This is a genomic window from Spiribacter sp. SSL99, from assembly GCF_009805925.1.
In the GTDB taxonomy this organism is placed as follows: domain Bacteria; phylum Pseudomonadota; class Gammaproteobacteria; order Nitrococcales; family Nitrococcaceae; genus Spiribacter; species Spiribacter roseus.
In genome coordinates, this window is sequence record NZ_MAOM01000001.1 from 1 (window position 1) to 12,652 (window position 12,652).

General features: G+C 67.9%; 11 protein-coding genes. 4 read left to right on the forward strand and 7 right to left on the reverse strand.

The genetic code is table 11. The features are described 5' to 3' along the window. On the forward strand, nt 1-221 hold a 221-nt coding region (locus tag BA899_RS00005; protein ID WP_159299338.1), incomplete at its 5' end, for an integrase core domain-containing protein. Nucleotides 222-453: 232 nt separating this feature from the next. On the opposite strand, the gene BA899_RS00010 is transcribed toward BA899_RS00005, so the two are convergent. From BA899_RS00010 to BA899_RS00025, 4 genes are read right to left on the reverse strand one after another with little or no spacing between them, the layout of a single operon-like run. Continuing rightward, nucleotides 454-1,251, reverse strand: coding sequence for an ABC transporter permease (locus BA899_RS00010; protein ID WP_159299339.1), 798 nt, complete (start codon nt 1,249-1,251; stop codon nt 454-456). Further along, entirely contained in the window at nt 1,251-2,228 is a 978-nt protein-coding gene (locus tag BA899_RS00015) for an ATP-binding cassette domain-containing protein (protein ID WP_159299340.1), read from the reverse strand. Before BA899_RS00015 ends, BA899_RS00010 begins: the two co-directional genes overlap by 1 nt. After that, nucleotides 2,228-5,281, reverse strand: a complete 3,054-nt coding sequence (locus BA899_RS00020; RefSeq protein ID WP_159299341.1) for an efflux RND transporter permease subunit — start codon at nt 5,279-5,281, stop codon at nt 2,228-2,230. The genes BA899_RS00015 and BA899_RS00020 overlap by 1 nt, the downstream gene beginning before the upstream one ends. Beyond that, entirely contained in the window at nt 5,278-6,375 is a 1,098-nt protein-coding gene (locus tag BA899_RS00025) for an efflux RND transporter periplasmic adaptor subunit (RefSeq protein WP_159299342.1), read from the reverse strand. The genes BA899_RS00020 and BA899_RS00025 overlap by 4 nt, the downstream gene beginning before the upstream one ends. A gap of 100 nt (nt 6,376-6,475) precedes the next feature. On the opposite strand from BA899_RS00025, the gene BA899_RS00030 reads away from it, so the two are divergent. Then, complete coding sequence (locus BA899_RS00030) at nt 6,476-7,321, forward strand: universal stress protein (protein WP_159299343.1); 846 nt, start codon at nt 6,476-6,478, stop codon at nt 7,319-7,321. Between the two features lie 13 nt (nt 7,322-7,334). Here the strand turns inward: BA899_RS00030 and BA899_RS00035 are convergent, their stop codons facing one another. Genes BA899_RS00035 through folE form a run of 3 tightly spaced genes read right to left on the reverse strand, consistent with a single transcriptional unit; the run spans nt 7,335 to nt 8,924 of the window. Then, nucleotides 7,335-7,970, reverse strand: a complete 636-nt coding sequence (locus BA899_RS00035) for a LysE family translocator (RefSeq protein ID WP_159299344.1) — start codon at nt 7,968-7,970, stop codon at nt 7,335-7,337. A gap of 16 nt (nt 7,971-7,986) precedes the next feature. Beyond that, a complete protein-coding gene (folX, locus tag BA899_RS00040; protein ID WP_069134383.1) occupies nt 7,987-8,364 on the reverse strand; it encodes a dihydroneopterin triphosphate 2'-epimerase in 378 nt (125 codons plus the stop codon). Continuing rightward, a complete protein-coding gene (gene folE / locus BA899_RS00045) occupies nt 8,361-8,924 on the reverse strand; it encodes a GTP cyclohydrolase I FolE (RefSeq protein WP_069134382.1) in 564 nt (187 codons plus the stop codon). The genes folX and folE overlap by 4 nt, the downstream gene beginning before the upstream one ends. Before the next feature lie 119 nt (nt 8,925-9,043). Here folE and BA899_RS00050 point away from each other — a divergent pair, with 119 nt between their 5' ends. After that, entirely contained in the window at nt 9,044-11,350 is a 2,307-nt protein-coding gene (locus BA899_RS00050) for a hypothetical protein (protein ID WP_235013265.1), read from the forward strand. Beyond that, nucleotides 11,347-12,645: a glycosyltransferase gene (locus BA899_RS00055; RefSeq protein WP_159299346.1), complete on the forward strand. Its 1,299-nt coding sequence runs from the start codon at nt 11,347-11,349 to the stop codon at nt 12,643-12,645. The genes BA899_RS00050 and BA899_RS00055 overlap by 4 nt, the downstream gene beginning before the upstream one ends. Nucleotides 12,646-12,652 lie beyond the last annotated feature (7 nt).

Consider the following 12,652-nt stretch of genomic DNA (forward strand, 5'->3'; position numbering starts at 1 on the left):
GCATGGATGGCCGTGGCCGGGCCCTCGACAATGTCTTCGTCGAGCGACTGTGGCGAACGCTGAAGTACGAGGACGTCTACCTGCGGGGCTACGACAGCCCGACGGCCCTGGAGCGTGGGCTGGGCAGATACATCGACTTCTACAACACAGAGCGACCACATACCGCGCTTGATCAAAGAACCCCGGCTGAGGTCCACTGGGCTCATATGCCGGAAACTTAATGCCGATGGAGACCCCACCGGTCTTTACAACTTAACCGCTACCAGTGGTCCGAAGGATGGGGTCCACCTCAGATCAAAGAATCCCGGCTGAGGTCCACTGGGCTCATATGCCGGAAACTTAATGCCGATGGAGATGCCACCGGCCTTTACAACTTAACCGCTACCAGTGGTCCGACGGATGGGGTCCACCTCACCTACGTCTGGGTCTGGCTGCCGGAGCGGACAGAGCCGGTCAGCGGATCAGCCGTCGCCGCGCCAGGGCCGCGCTGATCCAGTAGCTGCCCACCGCATAGCCCAGGATCACCGCCAGATGCAGCACCGGCGCGTCGACGGGGGTGCCGGTCATCAGCGGGCGCACCAGCATGACCACATGCGCCAGCGGCAGGAACTGCGCGCCGATGCCAACCGCGTCGGGCAGCCCCGATAGCGGAAAGAACACGCCCGAGAGCAGCAGCATCGGGGTCATGACCAGCGTGAAGTAGTACAGGAAGAAATCGTAGCTTGGCGAAATCGCGGTGACGATCATCGCGATGCCGGCAAACGAAAACCCCGCGAGCAGGATCACCGGCAGCACCAGCAGCGCCTCGGGCCCGGCGACCAGACCCAGCACCGCGGCCACCAGCACGATGGCGCTGGCGTTGATCAGCGCCTTGGTGGCCGCCCAGGCGATCTCGCCCAGCACCACATCATCGACGTTCATCGGCGCGGCGAGCATCGCCGCCCAGGTCTGCTGCTGGGTGAGCCGGGTGTAGGCGGAGTAGAGCGCCTCGAAGGTGGCGCCGGTCATCGCCGCTGAGCAGACGATGCCGCTCGCCAGGAACACCATATAGGGCATGGACTCGACTTCGCCGACGAACTGCCCCAGCCCATAACCGAGTGCCAGCAGATACAGCACCGGCTCACCGAAGTTACCCAGCAGCGAGGGCAGCATGAGCTTGCGCCAGACCCGCAGGTTGCGCAGCCACACGGCAATGAACCGGCCACTGAGCTGTGGGCCGGTTTTCAGATGATCCGCAACACTCGCACTCATCAGTCGCGCAGCTCCCGTCCGGTCAGGCGCAGAAAGACATCCTCAAGGCTTGCCGGTCGATACAGATACCCCGGACCGATCAGTGCCTCCATGCGCTGGATCAGGGCGTCGCGGTCGGCGCCGTAGATCAGCACCGTCTCGCCCACCGGCTCCACCCGGAATCCGGCCGCGGTCAGTGGCTCGAGGCCGCTGCCGGCGCCGGCATGACCGCGCACCTCGGCGTCGATGTCGCCGGCGGCGTTCATCCGCCCCATCCACTGCATGGCCTGATCGCCGCGCAGTTCCACCACATGCGGCTCGATGTGCGCGGCGATCAGCGCCGAGGGACTGTCGCAGGCGACGATGCGGCCGTGATCGATGATCGCGGCGCGGTCGCAGAGCCGCTCGGCCTCTTCCATGTAATGGGTGGTCAGCAGCAGGGTGCGGCCCTGGCGGCGCAGCGTGTGCATGCGCTCCCAGATGTGCTGGCGGGCCTGGGGGTCAAGGCCGGTACTGGGCTCGTCCAGGGCGAGCAGCTCCGGGTCGTTGACCAGGGCCCGGGCAAGTGTGAGGCGGCGCTTCATGCCCCCGGACAGCCCCTGGATGGGGTCATCGGCCCGCTCGGTCAGCTCGGCGAAGGCGAGCAGCGAGTCCATCCGCGCCTCCACCGCCTTACGCCGTGCGCCATAATAGGCGCCGTAGGTGATGAGGTTCTCGCGCACACTGAAGTCGGGGTCGAGGTTGTCGAACTGGGGCACGATGCCGGCACGCTCGCGCATCGCCCGGGCCCGCTTCGGGATGGGCTCACCCAGCACGGTCACCTCGCCGCTGCTGGGGGGTGTGAGCCCCAGCAGCATGCGCAGCGTGGTGGTTTTGCCGGCACCGTTGGGCCCCAGCAGCGCAAAGCACTCACCCGCCTCGATGGTCAGGTCAATGCCATCCACCACCGTCGTCGTGCCGTAGGTCCGGGTCAGCCCCCGAGCCGTCACCGCCGCCATCAGGCCGCTGTCGCCTCCGACTTGTGGGCGTTGTGGTCCTGCCCCAGCACCAGGTAGAAGGCGGGCAGCACGAACAGCGTGAACAGCGTGCCGATGCCAAGCCCCGTGGCGATGGTCAGACCGATCTGGAAGCGGCTGACCGCGCCCGCGCCGGTGGCGATGAGCAGCGGCACCATGGCCATGATCAGCGCCAGCGAGGTCATGATGATCGGCCGCAGGCGGATGGTGGCCGCCTGTTCAACCGCCGCGCGCTTGCCGAGGCCCTGCTTGATCTGCAGGTTGTTGGCGAACTCCACGATCAGGATGCCGTTCTTGGCGACGACGCCGATCAGCGTGATCAGCCCCACCTGGGTGTAGATGTTGACCGTGGCGAAGCCAAGGGTGATGAACGCGAGCGCCCCGGCAATACTGAGCGGCACCGAGACCAGGATGATCGCCGGATCGCGCCAGCTCTCGAACTGTGCGGCGAGGACCAGATAGATCACCAGCATCGACAGGAAGAACGTCAGCACCAGCGCGCCGCCCTGATCGGCGAACTGTCGCGACTGGCCGGTGTAGTCGACGTTATAGCTTGCCGGCAGGACCTGATCGGCGGTGGTCGCGAGGTAGTTCAGCGCATCCCCCAGCGGCACGCCCGGCGCCGGGATCCCCTCAAGCGTCACCGAGTTGAGCTGCTGGAACTGGTTGCGTGAGCTCGGCACCACCGATTCCTTGAGGGTCACCAGGCTTGAGAGCGGCACCGATTCGCCCTGAGGGGTCTCGATGTAGTATTCCTCGAGCATCGCCGCATTGGCCCGGAACGGGCGATCAACCTGGGGGATGACCTTGTAGCTGCGCCCGTCCAGATTGAAGCGGTTGACGTAGCCGCCACCGAGCATCCCGGACAGGCTGCTGCCGAGCTGCTCCATGCTGATGCCCATGTCGGCCGCCTTGTCGCGGTTGACCTCGACCGTGGTCAGCGGTCGGTCGAACTCCACGGACTTGCGCAGGAACAGGAAGTTGCCACTGCCCATGGCCTGGCCGATGAAATCGGTGGCGACGTTATCCAGGGCCTCGTAGCCGGCCGAGGTGGTCAGCACGAACTGCACGGGCAGCCCGCCGCCCGAGCCCGGCAGACTGGGCCGCGGGAACACCGCGGTGTCGAGCCCCGGGTTGGGCGTGAACTTGGCGGTCACCTCCTGCTGCACCTCGGTCTGGCTGCGCTCGCGCTCGCTGGTGGGGACCATCTTGACGCCGCCAAACACCGTATCCGGCGACAGGCCGCCGAGGATCATGAACGTCTCGCTGTACTCGGGGATGCTCTCCGCCTCGGTCTGGTAGCGCTCGGCGAATGTCGCCAGATAATCGAAGGTGGCGGTGCGCGGTGCGGTGCCCTGGAAGAACAGGATGCTCTGATCCTCGGTGGGCGCCAGCTCGCTCTGGCTGGTGGTGAACATGAAGTAGTTCGAGGCCAGCACGATCACGCCGAACACGATGAGCACGCTCTTGGTGTCGAGCAGGCTGTGCAGGCTGCGCTGATAGGCGGCGGCCAGGCCGTTGAACATGCGCTCGACGAACTGCTCGAACCGCCCGGCCTTGCCGCCGGGCTTGAGCACGGCGGCCGAGACCATGGGCGAGAAGGTCAACGCGATGATGCCCGAGATGAGCACCGACCCGGCCAGGGTGAAGGCGAACTCGGTGAACAGCGTCCCGATCAGCCCGCCCATGAAGCCGATGGGCGCGTAGACCGCGAGCAGGGTCGTGGTCATGGCGATGATGGGGACGGCCAGTTCGCGCGCGCCCATGATGGCGGCATCGACGTTGGAGTAGCCTTCCTCGATATGGCGGTGGATGTTCTCGACAACGATGATCGCGTCGTCCACCACCAGCCCGATGGCGAGCACCATGGACAGCAGCGTGAGCAGGTTCAGCGAATAGCCCAGCGCGATCATGATGGTGGCCGCGCCCACCAGCGACAGCGGCACCGCCAGCGACGGCACGATGGCCGCGCGGATCGAGCCGATGGTCAGGAAGATCACCACGAGCACGATCAGCACCGCCTCGGCGATGGTCTTGAACACCTCGTTGATGGAGTCTTCGATGAACTTGCTCGCGTCATACGGCAGTGCGAGCTGCATGTCCTGCGGTAGCTGGCTGCGCAGGTTGGGCATCGTCTGCTGGACTTCGCCGGCCACATCCAGCGGATTGGCGCCGGGGGCTTGCTCCACGGCGATGAACACCGAGGGCTGGCCCTTGTACCAGGCCGCCGAGGCATAGGTCTCGGAGCCGAAGTCCGTCGCAGCCACATCATCGAGGCGCACCACGGTGCCGTTCTCTTCGCGGATCACCAGGCGCTCGAAGGCGTCGGGATCGCTCACATCGGTGGTCACCGACAGGTTGATGCGGGTATACGGCCCCTTGGTGTTACCGATGCCGGCCTGATAGTTGTTGGCGCGCAGCACGTCGCGGACTTCGCTGGCCGTGACGTTGAGCGCCGCCATGCGCTGCGGATCGAGCCAGATGCGCATCGCCGGCGAGCGCCCGAACACCCGGGCCTTGGCCACCCCGTCCAGCGCCTGGACCTGGGGCTGGATGACGCGGTTCACGAAATCGGTGATCTCGGGGATCTTGACCGACTCGCTGTAGATCGCCAGATACATGAGCGCCGTCTGATCGCCGGTGCTCGACTCGATCACCGGGTCCTGGGCGTCGGCGGGCAGCACATTGCGCTGGCTGGCCACCTTGGCCTGTATCTCCGAGACCGCCGCGTTGGCGTCGTAGTTGAGGGCCATGTTCACCTCGATGGTGGACTGGCCCTGGCGGCTTTCCGAGGTGATGTAGTCGATGCCACCGGCCTCGGCGATGGCCTGCTGCAGCGGCTGGGTGATGAAGCCCTGCACCAGCTCGCTGTCGGCGCCGGGGAAGGTGGTGGTGACGGTGACCACCGTGTTCTCGGTGGACGGGTACTGGCGCACCTCGAGCAGGTCCAGCGAGCGCACGCCGGCCAGCAGGATCAGCAGGCTGATCACCGTCGCCAGCACCGGGCGATGGATGAAGATGTCGGTGAATTTCATCGACCGGTCACCTCGTCCGGATTCAGCGTGACGGTGTCATCAATGGTGACCGGCTGGCCGGGGCGGACCTTGACCAGCCCGGCGGCCACCACGCGATCGCCCTTGTCGAGGCCGTTGGTGACCTCGACCCGGCCATCGCGCACCTCGCCGGTTTCAATCTGCACGCGCTCGGCCACCAGGCCATTGTCGTTCTGATTGATGCGCAGCACGAAATCGCCATAGGTGTTAAAGCTCACCGCCGTGCGCGGGATGGTGAGCAGCGTGCGCTCCATGGGCTCGAGCACCGTCACCTCGGCGAACATGCCGGGTCGCAGTCGACCGTCGGGATTGTCCAGCGTGGCGCGCACCGACACGGCGCGGGTGTTCTCGCGGATGGCGCTATCGATGGCGGTGATGGTGCCGTTGAAGGTGTCCTCGAAGGCGCTGGTGTTCACCTCGATGGACTGGCCCTGCTCGAGGTCGGTGAGAAACCGCTCGGGCAGGGTGAAGTCGGCATAGATGGGGTCGAGCCGCTGGATCTCGACAATGTCACTGCCGGGGGCCAGATACTGGCCGACGCTGACCGTGCGCAGACCGAGAATGCCCGGGAAGGGCGCGCGGATGGTCTTCTGCGCCAGTCGCGCCTGCTGGGTGTCCACGGCGGCGGTGGCGCTGTCGAGCCGGGCCCGCGCTTCGTCGAACTCGGACTGGGAGATGGCCTGCTGGGGGAGCAGATCCTCGGCGCGGTTGAACGCGATGCGGGCCAGCTCGGCCTCGGCCTGAAGGCCCTGCAGTTCGGCCTCATCGACATCGGTGTCCAGGGCGACCAGCACATCATTGGTGCCGACGCGCTCACCCGAGTCGAAATTGAGCGACTCGATGGTGCCCGCCACCTCGGTGCTCACGGCGACGCGATCCACGGCGGTCAGGCTGCCGACGCTGCTGCGCTCGCCCTGCCACTGCTCGCTGGCGACCGTGGTCGCGGTGATGTTGGCCGGACGCGGGCCGCCCGGGCCGCCGCCCTGCATCTGGACAAAGTATTTGTAGCCGAAGATGCCACCAAAGATTCCGCCCAGCAGGAGAAGGGCGATAAGCAGACGGATAAAAACTTTCATGACTGACCGACAAGCTGTTGGCGTAAAAGTTGTGATTGTATCAGGACTCCCCGCGGACTTAGCCTGTTCCTGACAACAACAGGCCAAGGGAGAGGGGATCATGATTCGCTCGATCCTGCTTTATCTGCACAAGGACGGCCACGAGGCCAATCACGTCGCCGCCGCGGCGGCCCTGGCAAGCGCCCATGAGGCCCACCTGACCGGCCTGGCGGTGGCCGAGCCGCTGGCCGCCCACGCCGAATACCTGCCGCCCGAGGCGCTGGATCGCTACCGCGAGGCCTGGCAGACCCGTAACGCCGGGCTGGCGGCGATCTTTGAGTCCGAGGTGGCGCATCAGGCGCTCAGCACCGAATGGCGCTCGGTGGAGGATCTGCGCGTTGACCGCAGCACCGTGGATGTCGTCGCCCAGCAGGCGCGCTATTCCGATCTGCTGGTGCTGGGCCAGGTCGACCCGGATCGGCCCGCCGACCTGGTGCCGGCCGATCTGCCCGGCCAGGCCGCGGTCATGGCCGGGCGTCCGGTGCTGGCGCTGCCCTATGCCTGGCAGCGGCGTCCGGTGGGGCAGCGGGTGATCGTCGGCTGGGATGGCGGTCGCGAATCGGCCCGGGCGGTCAGTGATGCCCTGCCCCTGCTGTGCCGGGCCGACGAGGTGCAGGTGGCGGTGATCGGCACCGAGGCGCCGGGCCTGCGCGGGGCGGGGACCGATCTGCCCGGGGCCGATGTCGCCGCCTACCTGGCCCGGCACGGTGTGCGGGTGACCGCGACCCACCAGGGCAGTGTCGACATCCCCGTGGCCGACGCCCTGCTGTCGGCGGCCGCCGACGCCGATGCCGATCTGCTGGTGATGGGGGCGTACGGACGCTCGCGGTTCCGGGAGATGGTCATGGGCGGGACCACCCGCCGGATCCTGGGCGAAATGACCCTGCCGGTGCTGCTCTCGCACTGACGCGGCGTCAGCGTCAGCCAAGCACGGTGGCGGCCGTGCTGAGGGCCAGGAACACCAGCACCGCCCCGGTCAGCCGCTCGATCCAGACCCGCCGGCGCCGCAGCCAGGCGGCACCGCCGCTGGCGGACAGACCCGTCGCCACCAGCGCATACCAGCCGGCATCCACCACGGTGGCGGTGCCGGCCAGCAGGGCGACGGTCGGCGCACCGGCGCCGGGCGTGACGAACTGGCTGAACAGGGCCAGAAAGAACACCGCGATCTTGGGGTTGAGCAGCGCCATGGTCAGGCCATCGCGGGCCGCCGCCACGCCGCGCCCGGGCATGACATCGGCGGGGGCGGGCTGGGCACCCGCTTCGGCGGCCGGGTGGCCCGCGCGCATGGCACTGGCCCCCAGCCACAGCAGATAGCCGGCGCCCGCCAGGGTGATCGCGCTGTGCAGGGTCTCATGGGTGGCGATGACTGCCGCCAGCCCCAGCGCCGTCGCCAGGGCATAGACGCCGACGCCCAGGCCGTGACTGACGGCGGTGATCAGCCCCGCGCCGCGTCCGCGGTTGACCGTGTTGCGGATGACCAGCGCCAGGCTGGGGCCCGGTGACACGGCGCCGAGCAAGCAGATGGCAAGCAGTGACAGCCAGGCGCTGACGGTCATGGGGCCGCCGGCGGAGTCAGTCCCGCTGGGCGGTCATGGTCAGCGAGACCGAATCGGCGAAGCGCAGGGCGTGGGGCTTGTCGACCTCGACCTCGGCGTACTGCACGGCCGTGTGCGCCATGATCAGCTCGACCAGGTCGTTGACCAGCTTTTCGAGCAGCAGAAACCGGTTGTCCTCGATATGGGCGATGATCTGCTTGGTGATGGTCTTATAGTCCAGTGCCTCGTCCACCACATCGCCGCGCGCGGCGGCGAGGGCGTCGTAGTCGATGCGCAGGTTGACGACCACATCCTGGCGCTTGCGCTGCTCCTCGTCGTTGAAGCCGACGAACGTGCGCAGCCGCAGGTCCTTGACCCGGATGCGCGACAGGGGCCGCTGGATACCGCCGCTCATGCCGGCCGGCGACGGATGAGCTGGAGGAATTCGTTGCGCGCCGAGACCGACTCGCGGAATGTGCCGAGCATCACCGAGGAGCTCATCTCAGCGTTCTGCTTGCTCACCCCGCGCATCATCATGCACATGTGCTGGGCGTCCATCTGCACGGCCACGCCGCGCGCCTGGGTGACCTGCTGGATGGCCTCGGCCACCTCGCGGGCGAGGTTTTCCTGGATCTGCAGGCGGCGGGCGTACATGTCGACGACGCGGGCGATCTTCGACAGGCCGATGACCCGGCCGTCGGGGATGTAACCGACCTGGGCGTGGCCGAAGAAGGGCAGGACGTGATGCTCGCAGAGCGAGTAGAATTCGATGTCACGAACAATGACCATTTCGTCATTGTCGGATTCGAACATTGCACCGTTGACCAGCTCGTCGAGCGACTGGTGATAGCCCTGGGTGAGGTACTCCATGGCCCGGGCCGCGCGATAGGGCGTCTTCTCCAGGCCGCCACGGCTCGGGTCCTCACCCAGGCCCGTGATGATCTGCTCGAAATGGTGGTCGAGATCCGGATTCATCAACGATCTCCGTTGGAATGAAAGTCTTGGGGTTGTAACGGCGGGTCGGACAGAACTTTTACACAGATGTTTCAGAAATTCGAGCGATAGGGCACCGATAGATGCGATTGATGGCGTTAATGAGGTGGCTGCCCTGGCGCTGGGTGGTGCGCCGGGCGGCCCGATCGCAGGGGTTCATGGACCCGCTGGCGGTGATGGCGCGGCTGCGGCGCTTCGGCCAGCCCTCGGAGGTGGCCGAGCCCATCGAGCTGCTGCGCGCCGGAATGATCTTTCATGCCCGGGGACTGATCAACACGCGGGTCATCCAGCACAACCTGGACTGGATCTGGCCGTACTGGATCGAGCAGCAGTTCGACCCGCACAGCCCGGCGTTTCTGCCCCGGGCGTTCAGCATCACCCACGTCAATCTCACCCACCGCAACTGGACCGCGGTGGGCCGGCCGGACTGCGCCGCGCTGCCCATCATTGACCCGCGCGGGCTGGTGACACCGCTCATCGACGGCGGCTCGGTGGATGCCTGGGTGCGGGGGGCCGATGGCGAGTGGCTGATCCCCTCGCGTCTGCCCGCCGTCGATCAGCGGCTGGACCGCGGCGACGATGACCTGAGCGTGACCACCACCGCCGAGACCGGCGGCCTGCAACTGGTGAGCCGCGCCCGGGTGGTGGCCGCCGGCGATGGCCATCGCCTGGAGTGTCGCTACACCGCCACCGCCGCGGCGGGTGGGCGCCTGGCGCTGGCGCTGCGCCCCTATAACCCCGAGGGCATCAGCTTTATCCAGCGGCTTGACCAGGCACCGGGCGAGTCGCCGGCGGCCGCGTGGCAGTGGCGGGTGTTTGACGAGCAGCATGTGATGCAGCCGGCGCGGTTCGACTTTGATACCCGCCCCGAGCGCATCGATACCTCTGATTACGAGTCAGGGGATGTCGCCCAGCGGCTTGCCGGTGAGCCGGCCGATGGCGGTGATGGCGGCGTCACCCCCGCGCGTCTCGACTGCGACACCGGGCTGCTGACCGCTGCGGCGCAGTTCGATCTGGCGCCCGGGGAGTCGCGCAGTGTGACCCTGTCGGTGCCGCTGCCCGAGCCCGCCGATCCGGTGGGCCCGGCCTCGTGGGCCGAGGCGCTGGCCCCGGCGGCGCAACTGGATGTGCCGGATGCGGACTATCAGGCGCTCTACGACACGGCGCTGCGCACGCTGCTGCTGCACTCCGTCGAAGACATCTACCCGGGGCCCTATACCTATAAGCGCTTCTGGTTCAGGGATGCGGCGTTCATCATCCATGGGCTGTTCAACGCCGGGCTGCTCGAGCGTGGACGCCGCTCGCTGGCCCGCTTTCCGGGGCGCCAGACCCGTGCCACCGGCTATTTCCACAGCCAGGAGGGCGAGTGGGATTCGAATGGCCAGGCGCTCTGGATCATCGCCCGCCACCATGCCCTGACCGGCGAGTGGCCGCCGGGCGCGGATCGCGATGAGTGGCTGCGGGTGATCCGGCGCGGTGTCCAGTGGGTGGCGCGCAAGCGGCTGCCAGCGGACAGCGACCGGCCCGAGGCCGGGTTGCTGCCGGCGGGCTTCAGCGCCGAGCATCTCGGCCCCAACGACTATTACTACTGGGACGATCAGTGGGCCCATGGCGGTCTGCGGGCGGTGGCCGGGCGGCTGCGCGCCGACGGCGAACCGGCGCTGGCCGATTGGGTGGACGACGAGGCGGCCGATCTGGCGGCGAGCCTCGAGCGGGCCTACGCCGCCGATGGCGAGCGACTGGGCCGGCCGGTGATGCCGGCCTCGCCCCGGCGGCGCATGGATGCCGGGGCGATCGGCTCGATTGCCGCGGGGTTTCCGCTGCAGACCCTGGCCGCAGACGATGCCCGTCTGCTGGGCACGGTCGGGTATCTGCTGGACGCGCATCGCGTCAACGGCGGTTTTTTCCAGGAAATGATCCACTCCGGCGTCAATGCCTATCTGACCCTGCACCTGGCGCAGGTGCTGCTGCGGGCCGGCGACGCTGATGGCCTCGCATTGATGGACGCGGTGGCCCGACTGGCGAGCCCCACCGGGCAGTGGCCCGAGGCCATCCACCCGCGCACCGATGGCGGCTGCATGGGGGATGGCCAGCACGTCTGGGCGGCGGCCGAATGGGTGTCGATGATGCGCAACGCGTTCGTCCGCGAGGAAGGCGATGGCCTGGTACTCGGCGCCGGTATCCAGCCGCGCTGGCTGGCCGCGCGGACCGGATTCGGCTTCGGACCCACGCCCACGGCGTTCGGCAGCGTCCGGGTGCGCTTTGAACCAACGCCCGAGGGGCATCGTGTCGACTGGCGGATCGATGGCCCCGGGCCGGCCTGCATCCGCCTGGCGGTGCCGGGGCAGCCGCCGATCGACCGCGCCGGCGACTGCCGGTCGCTGGAAATGCCGGAGGCACCGGCATGAACATCGTCATGATGACCAACACCTACACCCCGCATGTCGGTGGCGTGGCCCGGTCCGTCTCGGCCCTCACCGAGGGCTGCCGCGACCGCGGGCACCGGGTGCTGGTGGTGGCGCCGGTGTTCCCCGATACCCCGGCGGACGAGCCCGATGTGGTGCGCATCCCCGCCATCCAGAACTTCAATGGCAGTGACTTTTCGGTGGTGCTGCCGGTGCCGGGTAAGCTCGATGAGGCCCTGGATGCCTTCGAGCCCGACATCATTCATGCCCACCACCCGTTCCTGATCGGCTCCACCGCGCTGCGCGTGGCGGCACGGCGGGCCTGCCCGCTGGTGTTCACCCATCACACGCTCTACGAGGCCTATACCCACTACGTCCCCGGCGATTCCACGGCGCTCAAGCGTTTTGTCGTCGAGCTGTCCACGAGCTATGCCAACAGCGCCGATCAGGTGTTCGCCCCCAGCGAGAGCGTGGCGGATCTGCTGCGCGAGCGTGGGGTGGAGTCGCCGCTGGCGGTGGTGCCCACCGGCATCGACCGGGCGGCGTTCAGCGGCGGTGATGCCCATGCCGGCCGCCAGCGTCTGGGCATTGATCCGCAGGCGCGGGTCATCGGCCATGTCGGCCGGCTGGCCGAGGAGAAGAACCTGGATTATCTGGCCCGGGCGTTGGTCGAGGCCGCCCGGCAGGACCCGGCGGTGATCTGCCTGGTGGTGGGCGACGGGCCGGCCGGCGCCGACATCGATGCCCGCTTTGCCGCCGCCGGCCTGGCCGATCGGCTGGTGCGCCCCGGCGCGCTGGCCCTGCCGGCGCTGGCCGATGCCTATGCGGCGATGGATGTGTTCGGCTTTGCCTCGTTCACCGAGACCCAGGGCCTGGTGCTGGCCGAGGCCATGACCGCCGGGGTGCCGGTGGTGGCGTTGGATGCATCGGGTGCACGTGAGGTGGTGAAGGGGGATAATGGCCGATTACTGGATGACGATGCCCCGCCGGCGGCGTTTGCCGAGGCGTTGCTGGGCATGCTGTCACTGAGTGGAGGGGCCCGGGCGCGGATGCGTCAGGCGCTGGCCGAAACGGCGGATGCGTATTCGCTGTCAAGCTGTGTCGACCGGGCGCTGGCGCTCTACGCGGGTTGCCGGGCCGAGCGGCCCGACCGGCCCGTGGCGTTCCGTGACGAAGCGCGCGCGGCCTGGCAGCGGAGCCTTCGCCGTGTGCACGCGGAATGGACCGTGATCCGCGGCATGGCGCGGGCGGCCGGCAAGGCGCTGGGGCCGGATAACGACCCCGACGAACTTTTCTGAGACAACA